Raw genomic sequence first — 19,306 nt, 5'->3', positions numbered from 1 at the left:
CTCACCCACTGCACGACGGCGCTGCGTCGCTGCCGTCGTAGTTGACCGGCAGCGATCCTGTGGCGGTGAGGTCGCCCTTGAGCCACTTCGCGACCGCCTCGAGCGCGTAGGGATTGGAATCGTAGGCGGTCACCGCGGTCTTCGCCGTGGTGCTGCGCATCGTCCACGGGGCAGCGGTGCCGACGGCCACCTCGGCGGAGGTCTTCGGACTCAGACTCACCGTCGTCCCACCGGAGCCGACGGTCAGCCCCGCGGACTCGGCCGCCTTGCCCAGGGCGGCCTTCTCCTTCTCGCTGCCGCCGACGATCGAGATCGACTCGGTGCCCGCGAACTCGCAGTCGCCCTTGAGCACGGTCAGCGACTTCTCGGCGACCTCGGTGAGCACGGCCTCGGGATCCTCAGCGCCGGCGTCAGACCCCGCAACGCCCTTCTGCGTCTCCGCGGTGGCCAGCTGCATCGCAACGACCCGGCGGGACTTCTCGACGAGGTCGTCCTTCGTCAGCGTCCCATCCCCCAGCGCCGCGACGATCGCCTTCTGTGCGGCTGCGGCGTCCGGGGGCATGAGCGCGAGGTCGGCGCCGGCCTTGAGCGCGGTCACGGTCTCCCCGCCGTTCTCGTTCTGGGGCACGGCCTCCATGTTGAGCGCATCGGTGATCGCGACCCCGTCGAAGCCGAGCTTGTCGCGCATCGCCGCGTAGGCGTCCGGGTTGAGGCTCGCCGGGGTCGTCTTCGCGTCCGGCAGCCCGATGTGGCCCATCATCACGAGCGGCACCCCGGCCTCGACCGCGGACTTGAAGGGCAGCAGGTCCGTGCTCTCGAGCTCGTCGATCGACTTCTCCGACACCGGCAGGCTCTCATGCGAGTCGACGGTGAGGCGACCGTGGCCGGGGAAGTGCTTCGCGGAGCTCGCGACCCCACCCGCTTCGTAGCCGTCGACGGCCTGGGCGACCACCTCGGCGACGGCCTTGGGGTCGCTGCCGGCCGAGCGCACGTTGATCGCGACGTCCTCGGGTCCGACCGTGACATCGGAGTCGGGGGCGAAGTCGATCGTGAAGCCGAGGTCGGTGAGGTTGCGCGCCTGCACCGTCGTCGCCGTCGTCGTCAGCTGCCCGTCCCCGGTGGCGGCAAGCGCCATGAGCGGCGGGAACGGCAGCGCCGCGGTGCTCAGGCGCGAGACCGGGCCGCCTTCCTGATCGACGCCGATCGACACCGGCTGGCCCGTGGTCCGCGCGCCGGCGATGTCCTTGGTCAGGGCGCTCACCTCGTCGGCCGTGGGGGTCTCCGTGAGGTTGTCGGCCATGACGATGACCCCGCCGAGGCTGTTCTGCCTGACCATGTCGACCGCGCCCTGGGAGCCCGCTCCGGCCCAGGTGCCGATGATGAGGGACCCGGCGAGCTGCTCGTCGGAGAAGGAGTCGACGATCTCGGCGGCCTCGTCGGCGAAGTCCTCAGGCTGGGCCGGGGGCGCGCTCGTCGGCGCGCTCGTGGGGGCGGCCGAGCTCGCCCCCGCCTCGGCGCTCGAGGGATCCGTCGTGGCATCCGTTTCCCCCGCGCTGCCGCCGGAACAGCCGGCGAGGACAAGGGTGAGTGCCGCGGTCAGTGCCGTGAGGGTGAGACGTGTTGGCATGCTCCCATGCTAGTGGGCGCACCTGAACCCGGTCCGCGCGCTCGGCCGGCGGGTGGGAGACCGATCTCATGCCCGTGTGGGCAAGACGGCGTCTCGAGTCGGGGACGCGCGCCACTATGATCGATCCATGGTCGATTTCGCACGTTCACCCCGTTCCACCCTCGGTGTCGAATGGGAACTGGCTCTCCTCGACGGGGAGAGTCTCGATCTCACCCCCGCAGCGGAGAGCCTGCTGGCCGATGTCGCCGACCGCGCACCCGCATTCGAGAAGCGGATCGTCGGCGAGATGCTGACGAACACGATCGAGCTCGTCACCGATGTGCAGACGACGGTGTCCGGTGTCGCCGAGGACCTCGCGACCTCGATGGGCGCGCTGCGGACGCTGACGGAGGATCGCGGCATCGAGCTGATGTCGGCGGGCACCCACCCGTTCGCCCAGTGGCAGACGCAGGAGGTGCGGGCGAAGGACCGGTACCTCGAACTCGTCGACCGCACGCAGTGGTGGGGTCGGAACATGCTGATCTTCGGCGTCCACGTCCACGTCGGCGTCGATTCGCGCGACAAGGTCCTGCCGATCATCAACGCGCTCCTCGCCTACGTCCCCCACCTGCAGGCGCTCAGCGCCTCCTCCCCGTTCTGGGGCGGGACGGACACCGGGTACGCGTCGAATCGGGCGATGATGTTCCAGCAGCTGCCGACGGCCGGTCTGCCGTTCCAGTTCGATTCGTGGGCGGCGTATGAGAAGTACGTCGACGACATGCTCACGACCGGCATCATCGACCATCTCAACGAGATCCGCTGGGACATCCGGCCCGCGCCGAACTGGGGCACCGTCGAGGTGCGGGTGTGCGACGGGCTGCCGACGCTCGAGGAGATCACCGCGATGACCGCGTTCATCCAGTGCCTCATCGACGACTTCTCCGCCCGCCTCGACGCCGGAGAGACCCTGCCGACGATGCCCGACTGGTTCCACGACGAGAACAAGTGGCGGGCGGCGCGGTACGGGATGGACGCGATCATCATCGAGAACGCGCAAGCCGATGAGCGGCTCGTCACCGAGTGCATCGCCGACGAGCTCGTCCGTCTGGCGCCGGTGGCCGAGAGGCTCGGATGCGCGCGCGAGCTCGCCTCGATCAGCGATCTCATGGCGCGCGGGGTGCCCTACCAGCGCCTGCAGGACGTGTTCCACACGACCGGATCGCTCACCGAAGTGACGCGCTCGCTCATCCGGGATCTGCGCACCTCGTACGTGTGAGGCGCGGGGCCTGCTCGCGGGCCGGGGCTGCCTAGAGGTGCGGGCTGCCTAGAGGTGCGGGGCGAGGAGCTCTTCGAGTTCCGGCAGGCTCGCCTCCACCCCCGGGTGGAGATCGAGGTCGCGGAGTTCGTCGAGCGGCACCCAGCGCAGCTCGATGCTCTCAGGATCGTTGATCACCGGCTCGAGGTGCCGCAGGGTCTTCGCGATGACCGTCGTGTACGACCATGTGCCGAGGTTGAGGACATGGCAGTCGACGATCGTGAAGTCGTTGCCCTCGGGATCGGGCACACCCGCCTCCTCGTGGGATTCGCGGATCGCGGCATCGATCGCCGACTCCCCCATGTCGCGGGCCCCGCCGGGGAATCCCCACGTGCCGCCGGCCACCGACCACAGCGCCCGGTGCTGCATGAGCACTCCGCGATCGGGGTCGATGAGCATGAGTCCGGCCGCGCCGTTGAGACCCCAGTGCTTCTCTCCGTCGGAGCCGACGGTCCACCCGTCACCCGAGCGCCGAGGCGGCAGGGAGTCGGGCAGGCGCTCTGACCGGGCGGGCGAGGAGGCCTCACCGGAGTGGTTCGCGGTCGCGTCTTCCGGGGCCTCGTCAGAGCGTCGGGCTCCGTCAGACGAGGACATCATCGACATCCAACGACGAGACCGCGGCCAAGCCGAGATCGCTCGGGGCGGCACCGCGGGAGACGAGTTCCGCACCGAGTGCGGCGACCATCGCCCCGTTGTCGGTGCAGAGGCTGAGCGGAGGCACCCTCAGTGTCACACCCGCCTCGGCGCAGCGGGCGGCCAGCACCTCGCGCAGGTGCGCGTTCGCCGCCACCCCGCCCCCGAGGACGACGTGGTCGATGCCCGTGTCAGAGGCGGCGAGTAGGGTCTTCGTCACGAGGACGTCGACGACGGCGTCTTCGAACCCGGCGGCGATGTCGGCCACCCTCAGGTCGCTGCCGAGTGCCTCAGCCTTCGTCACCTCACGCAGGGCCGCAGTCTTGAGCCCGGAGAAGGAGAAGTTGAACCGACGCTCGGGATCGCGCAGATCGTCCTTCTTCGCAAGCCCGCGCGGGAACCGCACCGCCGTGCGGTCACCGGGCACACCCGTGCCGTCGAGGAGGCCGAGCGCGGCCTTCGAGATGTTCGGGCCCCCGGGGTAGCTCAGCCCGAGCAGCCGAGCAGTCTTGTCGAACGCCTCACCGGCGGCATCGTCGATCGTCGCCCCGAGGAGCTCGATGTCGTCGACGATGTCGCCGATGCGGAGGATCTCCGTGTGCCCGCCCGAGACGAGCAGGGCGATCGTCGGCGTCCGCAGACCGTCGATGTCGTCGGCGACGAGGTCGACGGCGACGTGGGCGGCGAGATGGTTGACGCCGTAGAGCGGCAGCCCAAGCGCCGTGGCCAGTCCCTTCGCGGCGCCCACGCCGACCATGAGCGCCCCGGACAGTCCGGGTCCTGCGGTCACCGCGATCGCGTCGAGATCGCCGAGGGCGACCCCGGCCTCATCGCACGCGGCGACGATCGCGGGACCGATCGCCTGGACGTGGGCGCGGGAGGCGACCTCGGGGACGACTCCGCCGAACCGGATATGGTCGTCCATCGACGACGACACCGTGTTCGTCAGCAGCGTGCGCCCGCGCACGATGCCGACCCCGGTCTCGTCGCACGAGGATTCGATGCCGAGGACGAGGGGGTCGCTCATCGGCTCTCCGTACCGCGGTGCGGCTCGCCGACGCGGGCGTCCTCCGGTTCAGCGGTCCCGAGATCGTCGAGATCCGGATCGCCGAGGTCGTCCTCAGCGGCGTCATCGACCTCGAGTTCGAGGTCGGCGTACGTGCGCAGCAGGTCGTCGTCGTCGGCCTCAGGCGCCTCGACGCCGAGGCTGCGGGCGAACATCCGCAGGTGCGTGTCCCACATCGGACCGAAGTCGGCGGCCTTCTGGCGGGCCGCCTCGGCGTCGGTGGCCGACTGGGTGAACACGAGGACGGTGCCGTCGGTCTCATCCGCGGCAGCCACGGTCGCCGCCTCCGGACCCAGCGACGGGTCAGCAGACGCGGCGGCGGCATCGACCGCGACGGGCAGCAGCTGGATGCCGAGGACGCCGAATTCGACGAACTCGACGAGGACGTGCTCCTCGTCCTCGCAGCTGAGGATCTCCCCGACGAGTTCGGTCTGCCCGAGTTCGGAGACGCCGAGGTCGAAGGACACGGAGTCGCCGTCGACGGTGAAGGGAGCGAACCAGTCACCGGCGCGCTCCCCGTCGGTCAGGCGTGCCCACGCCGCCGCCGGCGTCACCGTCAGCGGCAGCTCGATGACGAGGTCGGTGCCGTTCTCCCAGGTCACAAGGCGCGGATCGGGCGCGATCATGCGTCGGCCCACGCGTCGTCGAGCTGCGCGATCTCGGCATCGGTGAGGGTGAGCTCGGTGCCGGCGAGGAGCTCGGTGAGCTGCTCGGGCACCCGCGCCGAGGCGATCGTCGAGGGAATGAAGTCATGGCTGAGCTGCCAGGCGATCGCGGTCGCGGTCATCGACGCATCGTGGGAGGCGGCGACATCGTGGAGGACTTCGAGGGCGCGGAGGGCGTTCTGGTCATCGAGGAGGTCTCCGACCCGTTCACCGCGGACGCTGCCGGTGGCGTCTCCGCCGGTGTGCTTGCCGGTGAGGAAGCCCGAGGCCAGCGAGTGGTAGGGCAGTTCGGCGATGCCGCGGCTGCGGAGGTACTCCTGCTTGTCGGCATCGACGGCGGCCCGGGAGACGAGGTTGAACTTGTCCTGGACGACCCGGTAGTGCGCGAGCGAGTACTTCTCGCTGATCTTCATCGCCGACTTCAGCCGGTCGAGGGAGAAGTTCGAGGCGCCGAGGTAGCTGACCTTGCCCGAGCGGACGAGCGCGTCGAACGTCTCCGCGACGGCGACCTGGTCGACCTTCTCGTCATCGATGTGCGCGTAGTAGAGGTCGACGCGGTCCGTGCCGAGCCGACGCAGTGAGGCATCGAGGGCCTCACGGATGTTGACCGGGTCGAGCCCCTTCTGCTTCGGGAGCATGCCGACCTTCGTCGCGATGACCATCTCGTCGCGGTTGCCGCGGGCGGCCATCCATTCGCCGATGATCGTCTCCGACTCCCCACCCGAGTTGCCCTCGACCCAGACCGAGTAGGCATCGGCGGTGTCGATGAAATTGCCTCCCGCCTCGGCGTAGGCATCGAGGACGGCGAAGCTCTCGTCCCGATCAGCGCCCCACCCGAACGGATTGCCGCCCAGCTGCAGGGGGTGAACCATGAGATTCGTGTCTGCCAGTTGCACTCGTGTCATGCCTCCACCCTACTCGCCGAGGCGGTCCTCCGTCCTCAGGTCGGGTTGAGGATGGAGGCGGTGCGAACCCAGCGCTCACGGAGCCTGCCGCGATAGACTCTGTCCACCCGGCGACATCAGAGGAGCAGCCATGACCGACCCGTTCTCCGCTCGTCTCAAGGGCAGCACGGCGACGATCCACGACGAGGTCGAGCACACGGACTTCATGGTCGAGCTCATGGAGGGCCGGCTCGATGCGGTCGCATACGCGACGCTGCTCACGCAGTACGAGGTCATCTACGCAGCCCTCGAGGCACGGGCCCGTGACTTCGCCGCCGATCCGGTGTTCGCCCCGTTCCACGACCCCCGGCTCGAGCGCTCCGCGCGGATCAGCGCCGACCTCGCCGCCCTCGATCGCGTCGACGGCATCGACGTCTCCGGGATCGCGGTGACGACGAGTGCCCGGGCCTATGCCGATCATCTCGCCGCCCTCGGCACCCCCGAGCAGATGATCGCGCACCATTACACCCGCTACCTCGGCGATCTCTCCGGCGGACAGGCGATCGGCACCCTCATGGGCAGGCATTACGGCCTTCCCGAGGAGGCGCTGACGATGTGGGACTTCACCGCACTGGGCAAGGGAAAACCGTACAAGGACGCCTATCGCGGTCGTCTCGACGAGGTCGCGGCGACCGACGGCGACGAAGAGGCCGTCATCGCCGAGACGCTGCGGGCCTTCGACCTCAACGGGGCGCTGCTCTCCGAGCTCACCGACCGGTCCGCGCCGGTCGCGTAAGACCCGCGTCAGGCCGCGGGCTCATTCGCTCGAGGCGACGTCGCTAGCGCAGGCTACGGCGCATGAGGATCGCGTCGGCGCCCGGATAGTAGTCGGGGCGCCTGCCCCATTCCTCGAAGCCGAGCGACCGATAGAGACCGAGCGCCGCGTCATTGCCGTCGGCGACCTCGAGGTGGACGACCTCGGCACCCTGACGGGCCGCCCAGTCGAGCCCAGCGGCGAGGAGACTGCGACCGACCCCGCGTCCGCGGGCCGCCTCGGTAGTCGCGATCGTCATGACATCGGCTTCCGCGCCGATCGCCGACATGACCACCCAGCCCGCGAGCTCTCCAGAAGACGCATGATCGGGAGGCCCACCGGTCACCGTCTCGTCCTCCCCGACCTCCGGGAGACGCGCGGCGAACATCGCCGTGCCCTGTTGGGCCCGCACCGCCCAGTAGTACTGGACGGTCCAGGCGGTGGGGCCGAAGATGCGCGCATCGGCCTCGGCCACCTCGGCGAGGTCCCACCAGGGAAGGTCGGCGATCTGCACGGGGAGCATCGACGGCTACTTGAGCGTGCTCTGGCGCACGGGCGTCGCAGCGGCATCGGGCTCGCGGAGGTATTCGGGGACCGGTTCGCCGAGCTCCCGGCCCGCCGCGAGCTCACGGGCGGCGGCGAAGGCGAGGAACTCGGCCCGCGGGTCGACGATGTCGGATCGGGTCGAGGCGCCGAGGAGGTCGGAGTAGAGGGCGAAGCCGCGCCCGAGACGCTCGCCGACCGCCGCGTCGTCGACGCCGAGGGCGGTCAACTCCGCGGCGAGGTCGGCGGGTTTCGCGACGAGGGGACCGGCGACGAGTTCGGCGGCGGGCGAGTACACGCTCGCGTAGACCTCCTTGCGGCGCGCGTCCCCGGCGATGAGGACGAGTCCCGAGTCACCGCCGATGAAGCCCGACGTGCCGGTGTCACCAGCATCGGGAGGCACGAGCAGCCGGCGGAACTCCTCGGCGATCGCCGCCTGCGAATGGAGGCCGTGAACGGGGATGCCGCGCGCGAGACCGACGGCGATGCCCGCGGCGATGCCGACCCGCAGACCGGTGAACGGCCCCGGCCCGGTGCCGGTGACGACGAGGTCGGGCACCGCGGGATGGGCGAGCACGCGCTCGAGCGCCGGTCCGATGAACTCGACGTGTCGGCGCTGGTCATCGGCCTGTTCCGCCGCGAGCACCTCCCCCGAGTCGGTGTCGACGAGCGCCACCGAGGCGGCCTGTGAGGTGTCGATTCCGAGAATGATCATGCGTGGTCCTCCTTACGACCCGTCGTCCCCGGGAGCATCGGCGACGTCGAATCCGGCGGTGCGGATCGCCGTGGCGAGGCCACCGAGGCGGCGCTCCCATCCGGGCCCGTGGCCGACGACGTCGACGGTGCGGTTCTCATCGACGAGGTAGTCGTCATCGGCGGGATCGTCGAGGTCGAAGTCGCCGGTCGCCTCGGCGCTGCCTGAGTCAGCGCTGCCCGCCCCGGCGTCCAACGAATCAGGGTCGTCCGCATCGGCGGTGCCGGGATGGGTGATCGTGAGATCGAGATAGTCGGCGCTCAGCTGCTCGGCCAGTCCCTCGCCCCACTCGACGACGGTCACCGACTCCTCGAGCTCCGAGTCGAGGTCGAGGTCGGAGAGCTCCTCGGCGGCACCGAGGCGGTAGGCATCGACGTGGACGAGCGCGGGCCCGCCGTGGGTCGACGGGTGCTCGCGCGCGATGACGAACGTCGGCGAGGTGATCCGCCCCGCGACTCCGAGGCCGGCGCCGAGGGACTGCGTGAACGTCGTCTTCCCCGCCCCGAGATCGCCGGTGAGGATGAGCAGGTCACCGGCGCGCAGCTGCCCGGCGACCGCCTCGGCGAGGGCGCGCATCCGCTCCAGGGAGGTGACGCGGATCCTCATGCCGCCCCCTCACGCCCGCCGGCGACGATGTCGACGCCGCTGCCGTCGACGTCGACATCGGCTCGGGTGACGTCGACGCCGAGGCGGTCGACGCGGGCGCTGATGCGCGTGACGATCTCGTAGTTGATCGTGTCCGCCCACGCACCCCACTCGTCGGCGCTCGGGCCGTCGGGGCCGAAGATGACGACCTCGTCGCCGACAGCCACCTCGGCGTCGCCGACGTCGACGATGAACTGGTCCATGGCGATGCGCCCGATGACGGGGAAGCGCTGCCCGCGGATCGTCACCGCGGCGCGGTTCGACGCCGACCGCGGCAGACCGTCGCCGTACCCGCCGGGGACGAGAGCGAACCGCGTGTCGGTCTCCGCGGTGTAGGTCAGCCCGTAGGAGGCCCCGTGACCTGCGGGGATGTCTTTGACGTTGACGACCTCCGAGACGAGGCGCATGACCGGGGTGAGCCCGAGATCCCGAGCCGACCGGTCCTCGAGCGGGGAGAGCCCGTAGAGGGCGAGCCCGACCCGGGCCGCGGTGCCGGGCACGGGCCGGAGGGTGAGCGCGGCCGGAGAGTTCGCGATGTGGATGTCGAGATCGTCGACTTCGCCGAGGCGACCGCCGGCGGCGTCGAGGACGGCGACGAGGTCGTCGCGCACGGCGTCGAAGACCTGCTGCTGCTGCGCGGTTTCGGGGCGGTCGGGTTCGTCGGCGACGGCGAAGTGGCTCATGACCCCGGCGACGACGAGGCGGGGGCGGTCCGCGGCGGCGCAGTCCCTGAGCTTCGCGAGCACGGCGGCGACATCGTCGGGCGTCAGCCCGTTGCGTCCGAGCCCGCTGTCGATCTTGAGGTGGATCCGCGCGGTCGTGCCCGTCCGCTCGGTCGCCTCGAGGATCCGGTCGAGGGCCCCGAGCGTGGACACACCGAGGGCGATGTCGGCGTGCAGCGGGGCGTCGAGGTCGGACTCGGGACCGTAGAGCCAGGCCATGATGTCCGCATCGGGACCGAGGAGGTCGCGCAGATGCAGCGCCTCGTCGAGGGTGGCGACGCAGAACTCCCGGTGTCCGGCGGCGTGGAGGGCGGTCGCGACGATGTCGACGCCGTGCCCATACGCATTGGCCTTGACGACGCATTTGAGTCTGGCCGGCGCGATTCCCGCAGCGAGGACGGCGGCATTGGCGCGCAGGGCGGCCGCATCGATCTCAGCTCTGACGACAGAGCCCTGGGATTCGCGAGAAGTCACTGGACAAGGATACCGTCCCCGTGGACGAGGGCGGTCGTCACCGTGCCGGTCGCGGTGACGAGCTGTTCGGCGTTGATCGACAGCTCCCCGGCCGCATTGTGGAGCAGCACGCCGAGGCCGGCCGTGTGCGCGGCGGCGCGCGCAGGCATCGGTCCGTCCTCGCCACGGGTACGCCGCTCGGCCTGCGCCGCGGCGAGCAGGGTGCCGATGATGCCGGTGAGGACGTCGCCGGACCCGGCCGTCGCGAGGCTCGCCGGCCCCGGCGACGGGAGCACCGCGAAGCCGTCGGGACACGCGATGACCGTCTGCGCGCCTTTGAGGAGGACGACGTGCCCGGTCACCGCTGCGGCCTTCCGCGCCCAGTGCAGGGGGTCCGCCGCGACCCGTCGGGAGGTGATGATCTCGCCGAGGAGGCGGCTGAGGAGGCGGGAGAGCTCACCGGCGTGCGGCGTGAGGACGACCGGTCGGTTCGCATCGGGCTCGTCGTGTCCGACGAGGTCGAGGGCTCCGGCGTCGAGGACGAGCGGCACCGTCGTCTCGGCGATCGCGCCGAGCGCGGCCTCGACGAACCCCTGCTCGGGATCCCCCGACCCGACGACGAGGGCATCGATGCGACCGGCGGCGAGGACCACCTCGGCGTGCCGGTCGAGGATCCGATCCCCGACCTCGCCGTCGCCGAGGTAGCGGACCATACCGGCCGCCGTGTTCACCGCCGCACCCGAGGTGAGCACGCCCGCGCCCGGGTACATCGCGGACCCCGCGACGACGCCGAGGACCCCACGGGAGTACTTGTGATCGGCGGCGACGGGGCGGGGGAACTCGGCGATGAGGTCGCCGATGTCGAGGACCTCGGCGACCGCCTCGGCGGGGTCGAGATCGAGCCCGATGTCGACGACATCGACGGCCCCGGTGAAGGCGGCGGCCCGGGGGTCGACGAGATCGGCCTTGAGACCGCCGAACGTCAGCGTGGCATCGGCGTGGATGCGGGAATCGGGCGCGGAGTCGGCAGAGGTGTCGAGGTCGGAGGGGACGTCGACGGCGATGACCGAGCCGGTCGGGTCGCCGGCCCGCCAGTTGCGGATGAGCGCGGTGACGGAGTCCGGCAGTCCGCGGCGGCCGCCCGTGCCGAGGATGCCGTCGAGGACGAGGTCGGCGCGATCGAGTGCCGTGAGCGCCTCCGCGTGGGCGGTCTCACCGGCGGCGAGGACAGCTGCTCCCGCACGCTGTGCGGCGGTCAGTCCCTCGGCATGGGTGCGGTCGAAGAGGGTGATGACATCGACGAGGGCACCGCGGCGGGCCAGGGAGGCGGCGGCGAAGAGCGCGTCGCCGGCGTTGTTGCCGGGGCCGGCGAGCACGCACACCCGCGATCCGGCGATCTGTCCGCGCGTCGAGCGCAGGGTCTGCGCGGCATACCGAGCGAGAGCACCGGCGGCCCGCGCCATGAGCGGGACGCCTGCCTCGAGGAGGGGCACCTCGGCGTCCCTGATCACCTGACTCGGATACGCGAACGTGCTCATCGTCGACTCACTCCCCCGCCAGCTGCTTGAGCTTCCGCCCGGCGAGGTGGGCGAGGAAGAGCGCCTGGTCGGCCAGGCCCTCGTCGCTGTGCCGGGCACGCGGTGAGTGGTTGGCTTCGCGCTCGGCGACGGGCAGGGTGGGCAGGGCGACGCCGAAGTGCCCGTAGGCGCCGGGCACCTCGGCGAGCACACGGGAGAAGTCCTCGGACCCCGGCAGCGGGTTCGCCCTGGTGACGGTACGGTCGGCGCCGAAGAGGTCGGCGAAGGTCGCGAGGAAGAAGTCCGCCTCGGCGTCGTCGTTGATCGTCGGCGGGAGGATCCGCTCGTAGTCGACGTCGGCTTCGAGCCCGTGCGCAGCGACGAGCGTGGTGACGAGGTGGGGCAGCTCCGCCTCGGCGCGGGTCGTCACCTCGTCGGAGAACGTGCGCACGCTGACGACGAGGGTGGCGTAGTCGGGGATGACGTTGGGGGCGGTGCCGCCGTTGAACTGGCCGACGGTGACGACTATGGGGTCGAAGATGTCGAAGCGGCGGGTGACGTACTCCTGGAGCTGGCCGACGAGCATCGCCCCGACTTCGATGGGATCGCGGCCGCTGGCCGGGCGGGAGGCGTGCGTGCCCAATCCGCGGACGGTGATCGTCATCTTCGCGAACGCGGCCATGTACGACCCTCGCCGGGAGGAGCCGACGCCGAGGTCCTGATCAGCGGAGACGTGGATGCCGTAGGCGGCTCTGACCCGCGGTCCGGCCGCGTCGAGGACGCCTTCGTCGAGCATCCGCCCGGCACCGTCGTAGCCCTCTTCGCCGGGTTGGAACATGACGACGACGTCGCCGGGCAGCTCGGCGCGCGTGTCGTGGAGGAGGCGCAGCGCCCCGACGAGTCCGGCGGTGTGGAGGTCGTGGCCGCACGCGTGCATGTTCCCGTTCGTCGCGGCGAAGTCGAAGCCGGTCGCCTCGGTGATGGGGAGGGCGTCCATGTCACCGCGGAGGAGGACCGCGGGCACGACGCCGGTCGAGTCCGCGGTGCGCTTGCCGCCGCGGAGGACGGCGACGAAGGAGGACAGCGCGTGGCCCGCGGTGAGCTCGACGTCGAGATCGGCGATGGCGTCCCTGACGAGGGCCTGCGTCGCGGGCAGGTCGAGGCCGACCTCCGGATTCGCGTGGAGGGCCCGGCGCAGGGCGACGAGGTCGCCGGCGATGGCCGCGGCGTCGGCGGGGGTGGGGAGGCCGGCTGCGGCTGTGTCCGAGAGGGGCTCCGCCGAGGTGTTCGGGAAGGCCGCCGAGGTGGTGGACGCGGGGGTGTCCGGGAAGGCCGCCGCGGGGGTGGACGCGGCGGAGGAGTCGGCGGACGCGGCTTCGGTGGCGGACGCAGGGGATTCGGGGTCGCGGGAGTCGGCGGCGGAGGTCATGGGATGAGTCTATTCCTCCCCGCGGCGAGCTCCGGGACCGATTTCAAGGACGCAGAGTGTCGATGTGCGAGTCGGAGATCGACACTTTGCGACCTCGATTCGGTGGCACCGGCCGGACGCCGGGGCGCAGGGTCCCGGGGCGCGGGCGCCGGCGACTGCGGGCGCCGGGCCGAGCGTCTAGCCGAAGTGCTTCGCGTCCCACTCGACGCCGGGGCTAAGCGACGGCCCCTCACCCTCGGCGATGACGAAGGTCATCGTCACGTTCGCGTCGTGGGTGATCGAGAGGTGGAGGTTCGTGCCGCCGATGAGGCGGAAGTGCTCGAGGACGAGCCCGCGCAGGCGGAACGAGGGGGCACCGGAGCGGGCGGGAACCACCTCGGCGGACTGCCATGGCAGCCAGCCGGGGAACCCGATCGCCTTCTTCAGCGCCTCCTTCGCGGAGAACCGCGCCGCCAGGGATGCGTCCGTGCGGCGCTTCCCGTTGCGCTTGAGCTGTTCGGCAGGGGTGAGGAGGCGGTCGAGGAGTTCCGGCACGCGTTCGATGTGCTCGGCGAAGCGCGGCACATCGGCGATGTCGGTGCCGATTCCCAGAATGGCCATGGCCTCCCCTGTTCTCCAGAGTGACAGTTCTTCGATCCGACGTTCTCCGGTCCGACGTTCTCCAGTGCGGATGTTCTCCAGTGCGGCCCGGATGCGGGCCGTCCTGCACGAATGCGTGCCGTGCGACTGATCAGCGTGCGCCCGGTCAGTGTGCGACTCGAGCCCGGGCCGCATCATGCGCGGCCCGGGCTCGAGGATGCGTCATTCGACGGTGACGGACTTCGCGAGGTTGCGGGGCTGGTCGACGTCGAGTCCCTTCGCCGTCGCGAGCTCCATCGCGAAGATCTGCAGCGGCACGGTGGTCAGCAGCGGCGCCATGAGCGTCGTCGTCTCGGGGACGTAGATGACCTCGGACGCGAACTCGCGCACCTCCTCGTCACCCTCCTCGGCGATGACCACGGTGTTCGCACCGCGGGCGCGGACCTCCTGGATGTTCGAGATCACCTTCGCGTGGAGCGAGTCGCGGCCGCGCTTCGACGGCACGACGATGATGACGAGCTGGCCGTCGTCGATGAGCGCGATCGGGCCGTGCTTGAGCTCACCGGCGGCGAAGCCCTCGGCGTGGATGTAGGCGAGCTCCTTGAGCTTGAGCGCGCCCTCCATCGCGACCGGGTAGCCGACGTGGCGGCCGAGGAAGAGCACCGAGCCGACGTCCTCGTTGCGCCGCGCGAGCTCGAGGACCTGGTCCTTGCCCTCGTCGAGGATCCGCTGGATCTTCTCCGGGATCGTCTGCAGCTCCTTGAGGATGAGCGAGATCTCGTCGCGGAACTTGTTCCCGCGCAGCTGCGCGAGGTAGAGGCCGAGCAGGTAGCAGGCGACGACCTGCGAGAGGAACGCCTTCGTCGAGGCCACGGCGATCTCCGGTCCGGCGTGCGTGTAGAGCACGGCGTCGGATTCGCGCGGGATCGTCGAGCCGAAGGTGTTGCAGATCGCGATGACCTTCGCGCCCTGCTGGCGGGCGTGGCGGACGGCCATGATCGTGTCCATCGTCTCGCCCGACTGGGAGATCGCGACGATGAGCGTCTTCTCGTTGACGACGGGATCCCGGTAGCGGAACTCGTGGGCGAGTTCGACCTCGACGGGGATCCGGCACCAGTGCTCGATCGCGTACTTCGCGACCTGACCGGCGTAGGCGGCGGTGCCGCACGCGACGACGACGATTTTGTCGATCGTCTTGAGCACGGCCTCGTCGATGTTCATCTCGTCGAGGGAGAGCTTGCCGTCGGTGTCGAAGCGCCCGAGCAGGGTGTCGCCGACGGCCTGCGGCTGATCGTGGATCTCCTTGTCCATGAAGGAGGAGAATCCGCCCTTCTCCGCCGAGGCGGTGTCCCAGTCGACCTCGAACTGCTCACCGGGCACGACCTTGCCGGCGAGGTCGGTGATGACGACCGAGTCGGGCGTGATCGTCACGACCTCGTCCTGGCCGATCTCCACGGCTGTGCGCGTGTAGTCGATGAATGCGGCGACGTCGGAGCCGAGGAAGTTCTCCCCCTCGCCGAGGCCGATGACCAGCGGCGAGTTGCGGCGCGCGGCGACGACGGTGCCGGGCAGGTCGGCGTGGACGGCGAGCAGGGTGAACGCGCCCTCGAGCTGCTGCGCGGTCTCGCGCATCGCGGCGGTGAGGTCGCCGGTGGCGCGGTAGTTCTTCGCGAGTTGCGCGGCGGCCACCTCGGTGTCGGTCTCCGAGGTGAACTCGAAGCCCTCGGCGACGAGCGGAGCCTTGAGCTGCGCGAAGTTCTCGATGATGCCGTTGTGGATGAGCGCGAGGCGCCCTCCGTCGGCGACATGGGGGTGGGCATTGACGTCGGTCGGTCCGCCGTGGGTCGCCCACCGGGTGTGTCCGATGCCCGTCTGCGCGAGCGGCAGCTCGTTCGCCTCGAGGTCATCGGTCAGGTTGGAGAGCTTGCCTGCCTTCTTCGCCGTGGCGAGTTCGCCATCGGGGGTGACGAGGGCGACTCCAGCGGAGTCATATCCTCGGTATTCGAGCCGTTTGAGACCGGCGAGCACAACGTCGAGCGCAGTATGGTCGACATCGGCGACCGGCGCACTGGAGACATAACCTACGATTCCACACATGAGCAGAATTTTACTGGGCCGCGTCAAGCCCACCGCTCACCGGGTCCCCCGCTCTCCCGCCGAGGTGACCGGCCCCACTGCGCGGCCGTGACCGGGGGCACTGCGGGGGCGTGACCAGGGGCACGACGCGGGTGTGAACGGGGGCATCCCACCGAGGCGACCGCCCGACCGCACGGCCGTGACGACCGCCTCCCCCGCCTCGGCGAGGACGCTGCCGATGACCGGGTGCGCACGGCACCTCACATGACGCATGACACAATTGTCCCCATGCCTCATGTCGACCCCCAGCTGGACCGTGCGCGCCGCCTCGCCGGACTCAACACCGCGAAGAAGATCGAGGACCAGCCGAGCTCGCCGTTCTGGGAGTTCGACCGCGAGGTGTGGGGGAAGCTCGCGCAGTCGACGCCGCTGCCGCTGACCCAGCGCGACATCGAGCGGCTGCGCGGCCTCGGCGACCGCATCGACCTCGACGAGGTGGCTCAGGTCTACCTGCCGCTCTCCCGCCTGCTCAACCTCTACGTCTCCGCCCGGCAGGGCAAGCACCAGATGACGCGGGAGTTCTTCTCCCCCCTCCACGAGCTCGGGCTCGAACCGCAGGACGCCAAGCGCACCCCGTTCGTCATCGGCGTCGCCGGGTCGGTCGCGGTCGGCAAGTCGACGACGGCGCGCGTGCTCCGCGAGCTCCTCGCCCGGTGGCCCGACACCCCGCGCGTCGAGCTCATCACCACCGACGGCTTCCTCTACCCCAACGCCGAGCTCGAACGCCGTCACCTGGGCGGACGCAAGGGCTTCCCCGAGTCGTACGATCGCCGCAGGCTCCTCCGGTTCCTCTCGGCCGTGAAGTCCGGTGCCCCCGAGGTCCGCGCGCCCGTGTACTCCCATCACACGTACGACATCGTTCCCGGCGCCGAGGTGGTCGTCCGCTCCCCCGATGTCCTCATCGTCGAGGGCCTCAACGTCCTCCAGCCGGCCCGGCCCCGCCCCGATGGCACCGTGGGCCTGTCGACGAGCGACTACTTCGACTTCACCGTCTACGTCGATGCTCGTTCCCGCGACATCCGCGAGTGGTACGTCTCCCGCTTCCTCAAGCTCAAGCACGGCGCGTTCCAGGACCCCGACTCCTACTTCCACCGGTACTCGAAGCTCAGCGACGACGAGGCGGTGACGCTGGCGACGGAGATCTGGGACTCGATCAACTTCCCCAACCTCCGGGAGAACGTCCTGCCCAGCCGCGGCCGCGCCGACCTCGTCCTCCACAAGTCCGCCGACCACACGATCCGCAAGGTGCAGCTGCGCAAGCTCTGACCGCCTCGGCGGGGCATCTCCTGCGATTCTCGGAAATAGAATCGCCGCGCAAATAGTTGCACAGGGTGCACAGTTTGAGATCTCCGAGGAGGCGATGCGCCTTCGCCCGGGCCGCTGCGCGATCACGAGCACGCGACGCCGAGGGGCGAGAAGAGGAAATGAGGCCACGATGAGCATGCAGTCAGCCCACCGACTGATGTACACCTCGGTGAAGAACAAGCGCACCCCGGACACGAAGATCCAGCCGGGCACCTACCGGCGGATCGTCGGCTTCGCCAAGCGGCACAAGAAGAAGCTCGCCGTCTTCCTCACCCTCTCCGTCGGATCGGCGATCATCGGCGTGCTCAACCCCGTCCTCGCCGGTGACGTCGTCAATGCGATCACCGGGGGCGGCCCCGTCGCCACGGTCGTGTGGATCGCCGTGGCCATCGGGGCCCTGGCGATCGCCGATGCCGCGATCAGCATCTCCAACCGCTACCTGTCCTCGCAGATCGGCGAGGGCCTCATCTTCGACCTGCGCACGGCCGTCTACGAACACGTGCAGTCGATGCCGATCGCGTTCTTCAACCGCACCCGCACCGGCGCACTCGTCTCCCGCCTCAACACCGATGTCATCGGTGCGCAGCGGGCGTTCTCGAACACCCTGTCGGGGATCGTGTCGAACATCGTCTCGCTCATCCTCACCGTCGGCGTGATGGTGACGATCTCCTGGCAGGTCACCGCCCTGTCGATCCTCCTGCTCCCGCTCTTCATCATTCCCACCAGGCTGCTCAGCGGGAAGCTCGCGTCCCTGCAGTTCCAGGCCGCGGAGAACAGCGCGGACATGTCGACGCGGATGACCGAGCGGTTCTCCGCGGGCGGCGCCACCCTCATCAAGCTCTTCGGCAATCCGGCCACGGAGAACCGAGAGTTCGCCGATCGCGCCGGTCAGGTCCGCGACATCGGCGTCAAGGTCGCGATGCTCCAGTCGACGTTCGTCTCCTCGCTCACCCTCGTCTCCGCCCTCGCCCTCGCTCTCGTCTACGGCATCGGCGGCGCCCAGGCCGTCCTCGGCAATCTCAACGCCGGTCAGGTCGTCACCCTCGCGCTCCTGCTCACCCGGCTCTACACGCCGCTGACGATGCTCGCGAACGCCCGACTCGACATCATGAGCGCGGTCGTCAGCTTCCAGCGGGTCTTCGAGATCCTCGACCTCGTGCCCTTCATCAAGCAGCCGACCCAGCCCAAGGAGCTGCCGGCGACCGGCCTCGACATCCGCTTCGACGATGTCAGCTTCGCGTACCCGAGCGCGCAGCAGGTCAGCCTCGCGAGCCTCGAGGACGTCTCCGTCCTCGACTCCCGCGGCGGGCAGGAGGTCCTCCACGACCTCGACTTCACGATCCCGGCCGGGCACACCGTCGCCCTCGTCGGGTCCTCGGGGGCCGGCAAGTCGACGATCGCCTCCCTCCTGCCGCGCCTCTACGACGTGACGAAGGGGGCGATCACGATCGGCGGCGTCGATGTCCGCGAGCTCTCCGCCGAGACGCTGCGCCGCACCGTCGGCGTCGTCACCCAGGACGGTCACGTCTTCCACGAGTCGATCCGCTCGAACCTGCTCCTCGCGAAGCCCGATGCCACCGAGGCGGAACTCGCCGACGCCCTCGACCGGGCGCAGCTGCACACCGTCATCGCGAGCCTGCCCGACGGCCTCGACACCGTCGTCGGCGAACGCGGCTACCGCCTCTCCGGCGGCGAGCGCCAGCGCCTGACGATCGCGCGGATGCTGCTCGCAGCCCCGGAGATCGTCGTGCTCGACGAGGCCACCTCGGCGCTCGATTCGACGAACGAGGCGGCCGTCCAGCAGGCGCTGACGCAGGCGATGTCGGGGCGCACCGCGCTCGTCATCGCCCACCGGCTCTCGACGATCCGGCAGGCCGACACGATCCTCGTCGTCGAAGACGGTCGCATCGTCGAATCCGGCTCGCACTCCGAACTGCTCTCCCGCGGCGGCCGCTACGCGGAGCTCTACGCGACGCAGTTCTCCGCCAGCTGAGGCCCGGGAAGGGGCCCGAGCGGTTAGCAGAGCGAGGGGTGCCCGGACGAGTTAAAGAGTGCGGAGTTGCGGAGCGGGGAGCCCGGGCAGGTTGCGCGGCGCGCTGTCGCTCAACATTTCGCGTGAATATCAGTGCTTCCCCGAGCCCGAACTCCCTCGGTCAACAGTTGGCGCGAAAATGTGGCCTTTGGAGACCACATTTTCGCGTTAACTGTTGATTGAGCAGAGCACGGGCAGCGGCACTCAG

At 70.0% G+C, this 19,306-nt stretch carries 18 protein-coding genes; 4 read left to right on the top strand and 14 right to left on the bottom strand.

All coding sequences use genetic code 11. The annotated features are described in order from the left end of the window. Position 1: 1 nt before the first annotated feature. Entirely contained in the window at positions 2-1,627 is a 1,626-nt protein-coding gene (locus tag ABD154_RS09640) for a glycoside hydrolase family 3 N-terminal domain-containing protein (RefSeq protein ID WP_211978885.1), read from the bottom strand. 127 nt (positions 1,628-1,754) lie between these two features. Here ABD154_RS09640 and ABD154_RS09635 point away from each other — a divergent pair, with 127 nt between their 5' ends. Then, positions 1,755-2,882 carry a glutamate--cysteine ligase gene (locus ABD154_RS09635; protein ID WP_198499385.1) on the top strand — a complete coding sequence of 376 codons (1,128 nt, stop codon included), beginning with the start codon at positions 1,755-1,757 and terminating at the stop codon, positions 2,880-2,882. A 48-nt stretch (positions 2,883-2,930) separates the two neighbouring features. Here the strand turns inward: ABD154_RS09635 and ABD154_RS09630 are convergent, their stop codons facing one another. Genes ABD154_RS09630 through ABD154_RS09615 form a run of 4 tightly spaced genes read right to left on the bottom strand, consistent with a single transcriptional unit; the run spans position 2,931 to position 6,190 of the window. Next, on the bottom strand, positions 2,931-3,515 hold the full coding sequence (locus tag ABD154_RS09630) for an NUDIX domain-containing protein (protein ID WP_198501026.1): 585 nt from the start codon (positions 3,513-3,515) through the stop codon (positions 2,931-2,933). Next, positions 3,502-4,581 carry a tRNA (adenosine(37)-N6)-threonylcarbamoyltransferase complex transferase subunit TsaD gene (gene tsaD / locus ABD154_RS09625; protein WP_198499386.1) on the bottom strand — a complete coding sequence of 360 codons (1,080 nt, stop codon included), beginning with the start codon at positions 4,579-4,581 and terminating at the stop codon, positions 3,502-3,504. Before tsaD ends, ABD154_RS09630 begins: the two co-directional genes overlap by 14 nt. Continuing rightward, complete coding sequence (locus ABD154_RS09620; protein ID WP_198499387.1) at positions 4,578-5,246, bottom strand: SRPBCC family protein; 669 nt, start codon at positions 5,244-5,246, stop codon at positions 4,578-4,580. Before ABD154_RS09620 ends, tsaD begins: the two co-directional genes overlap by 4 nt. Further along, positions 5,243-6,190 (bottom strand): aldo/keto reductase, encoded by a 948-nt coding sequence (locus ABD154_RS09615; protein WP_232623662.1) that lies wholly within the window; start codon positions 6,188-6,190, stop codon positions 5,243-5,245. Before ABD154_RS09615 ends, ABD154_RS09620 begins: the two co-directional genes overlap by 4 nt. Before the next feature lie 130 nt (positions 6,191-6,320). Here ABD154_RS09615 and ABD154_RS09610 point away from each other — a divergent pair, with 130 nt between their 5' ends. Beyond that, positions 6,321-6,965, top strand: coding sequence for a biliverdin-producing heme oxygenase (locus ABD154_RS09610; protein ID WP_198499388.1), 645 nt, complete (start codon positions 6,321-6,323; stop codon positions 6,963-6,965). A 43-nt stretch (positions 6,966-7,008) separates the two neighbouring features. On the opposite strand, the gene ABD154_RS09605 is transcribed toward ABD154_RS09610, so the two are convergent. From ABD154_RS09605 to ABD154_RS09565, 9 genes are all read right to left on the bottom strand, one after another. Beyond that, a complete protein-coding gene (locus tag ABD154_RS09605; protein WP_198499389.1) occupies positions 7,009-7,506 on the bottom strand; it encodes a GNAT family N-acetyltransferase in 498 nt (165 codons plus the stop codon). Between the two features lie 6 nt (positions 7,507-7,512). Next, entirely contained in the window at positions 7,513-8,241 is a 729-nt protein-coding gene (gene tsaB, locus ABD154_RS09600) for a tRNA (adenosine(37)-N6)-threonylcarbamoyltransferase complex dimerization subunit type 1 TsaB (protein ID WP_198499390.1), read from the bottom strand. Between the two features lie 12 nt (positions 8,242-8,253). After that, entirely contained in the window at positions 8,254-8,886 is a 633-nt protein-coding gene (tsaE, locus tag ABD154_RS09595) for a tRNA (adenosine(37)-N6)-threonylcarbamoyltransferase complex ATPase subunit type 1 TsaE (protein ID WP_198499391.1), read from the bottom strand. After that, complete coding sequence (gene alr, locus ABD154_RS09590) at positions 8,883-10,121, bottom strand: alanine racemase (protein WP_198499392.1); 1,239 nt, start codon at positions 10,119-10,121, stop codon at positions 8,883-8,885. Before alr ends, tsaE begins: the two co-directional genes overlap by 4 nt. Further along, entirely contained in the window at positions 10,118-11,638 is a 1,521-nt protein-coding gene (locus tag ABD154_RS09585; RefSeq protein ID WP_198499393.1) for a bifunctional ADP-dependent NAD(P)H-hydrate dehydratase/NAD(P)H-hydrate epimerase, read from the bottom strand. The genes alr and ABD154_RS09585 overlap by 4 nt, the downstream gene beginning before the upstream one ends. A gap of 7 nt (positions 11,639-11,645) precedes the next feature. Next, positions 11,646-13,046, bottom strand: a complete 1,401-nt coding sequence (locus ABD154_RS09580) for a M20 metallopeptidase family protein (protein WP_232623663.1) — start codon at positions 13,044-13,046, stop codon at positions 11,646-11,648. Positions 13,047-13,223: 177 nt separating this feature from the next. Next, complete coding sequence (locus tag ABD154_RS09575; RefSeq protein ID WP_198499394.1) at positions 13,224-13,646, bottom strand: holo-ACP synthase; 423 nt, start codon at positions 13,644-13,646, stop codon at positions 13,224-13,226. A 201-nt stretch (positions 13,647-13,847) separates the two neighbouring features. Next, positions 13,848-15,722, bottom strand: coding sequence for a glutamine--fructose-6-phosphate transaminase (isomerizing) (gene glmS, locus ABD154_RS09570; protein ID WP_198499395.1), 1,875 nt, complete (start codon positions 15,720-15,722; stop codon positions 13,848-13,850). A 36-nt stretch (positions 15,723-15,758) separates the two neighbouring features. After that, a complete protein-coding gene (locus ABD154_RS09565; protein WP_198499396.1) occupies positions 15,759-15,974 on the bottom strand; it encodes a hypothetical protein in 216 nt (71 codons plus the stop codon). A gap of 15 nt (positions 15,975-15,989) precedes the next feature. Between ABD154_RS09565 and coaA the strand changes: the two genes are divergently transcribed. Together coaA and ABD154_RS09555 are read left to right on the top strand one after the other, a co-directional pair. After that, positions 15,990-17,027: a type I pantothenate kinase gene (gene coaA / locus ABD154_RS09560; RefSeq protein ID WP_137827057.1), complete on the top strand. Its 1,038-nt coding sequence runs from the start codon at positions 15,990-15,992 to the stop codon at positions 17,025-17,027. Positions 17,028-17,196: 169 nt separating this feature from the next. Further along, positions 17,197-19,059 (top strand): ABC transporter ATP-binding protein, encoded by a 1,863-nt coding sequence (locus ABD154_RS09555; RefSeq protein ID WP_198499397.1) that lies wholly within the window; start codon positions 17,197-17,199, stop codon positions 19,057-19,059. The last annotated feature ends 247 nt before the right edge of the window (positions 19,060-19,306 follow it).

This window comes from Brevibacterium sanguinis (assembly GCF_039528855.1).
In the GTDB taxonomy this organism is placed as follows: Bacteria; Actinomycetota; Actinomycetes; order Actinomycetales; family Brevibacteriaceae; genus Brevibacterium; species Brevibacterium sanguinis.
The sequence above is the reverse complement of the archived record's forward strand: the minus strand, read 5'-3'. Positions and strand labels throughout refer to the sequence as shown.

What these genes read in the sequence shown, in the direction of transcription:
- ABD154_RS09615 (WP_232623662.1), bottom strand. Translation starts at nt 6,190, where the DNA reads ATGACACGAGTGCAACTGGCAGACACGAATCTCATGGTTCACCCCCTG.
- ABD154_RS09640 (WP_211978885.1), bottom strand. Translation starts at nt 1,627, where the DNA reads ATGCCAACACGTCTCACCCTCACGGCACTGACCGCGGCACTCACCCTT.
- ABD154_RS09585 (WP_198499393.1), bottom strand. Translation starts at nt 11,638, where the DNA reads ATGAGCACGTTCGCGTATCCGAGTCAGGTGATCAGGGACGCCGAGGTG.
- coaA (WP_137827057.1), top strand. Translation starts at nt 15,990, where the DNA reads ATGCCTCATGTCGACCCCCAGCTGGACCGTGCGCGCCGCCTCGCCGGA.
- ABD154_RS09565 (WP_198499396.1), bottom strand. Translation starts at nt 15,974, where the DNA reads ATGCGTCATGTGAGGTGCCGTGCGCACCCGGTCATCGGCAGCGTCCTC.
- ABD154_RS09620 (WP_198499387.1), bottom strand. Translation starts at nt 5,246, where the DNA reads ATGATCGCGCCCGATCCGCGCCTTGTGACCTGGGAGAACGGCACCGAC.
- ABD154_RS09575 (WP_198499394.1), bottom strand. Translation starts at nt 13,646, where the DNA reads ATGGCCATTCTGGGAATCGGCACCGACATCGCCGATGTGCCGCGCTTC.
- ABD154_RS09580 (WP_232623663.1), bottom strand. Translation starts at nt 13,046, where the DNA reads ATGACCTCCGCCGCCGACTCCCGCGACCCCGAATCCCCTGCGTCCGCC.
- tsaB (WP_198499390.1), bottom strand. Translation starts at nt 8,241, where the DNA reads ATGATCATTCTCGGAATCGACACCTCACAGGCCGCCTCGGTGGCGCTC.
- ABD154_RS09605 (WP_198499389.1), bottom strand. Translation starts at nt 7,506, where the DNA reads ATGCTCCCCGTGCAGATCGCCGACCTTCCCTGGTGGGACCTCGCCGAG.
- ABD154_RS09630 (WP_198501026.1), bottom strand. Translation starts at nt 3,515, where the DNA reads ATGTCCTCGTCTGACGGAGCCCGACGCTCTGACGAGGCCCCGGAAGAC.
- tsaD (WP_198499386.1), bottom strand. Translation starts at nt 4,581, where the DNA reads ATGAGCGACCCCCTCGTCCTCGGCATCGAATCCTCGTGCGACGAGACC.
- ABD154_RS09610 (WP_198499388.1), top strand. Translation starts at nt 6,321, where the DNA reads ATGACCGACCCGTTCTCCGCTCGTCTCAAGGGCAGCACGGCGACGATC.
- ABD154_RS09555 (WP_198499397.1), top strand. Translation starts at nt 17,197, where the DNA reads ATGAGCATGCAGTCAGCCCACCGACTGATGTACACCTCGGTGAAGAAC.
- glmS (WP_198499395.1), bottom strand. Translation starts at nt 15,722, where the DNA reads ATGTGTGGAATCGTAGGTTATGTCTCCAGTGCGCCGGTCGCCGATGTC.
- tsaE (WP_198499391.1), bottom strand. Translation starts at nt 8,886, where the DNA reads ATGAGGATCCGCGTCACCTCCCTGGAGCGGATGCGCGCCCTCGCCGAG.
- ABD154_RS09635 (WP_198499385.1), top strand. Translation starts at nt 1,755, where the DNA reads ATGGTCGATTTCGCACGTTCACCCCGTTCCACCCTCGGTGTCGAATGG.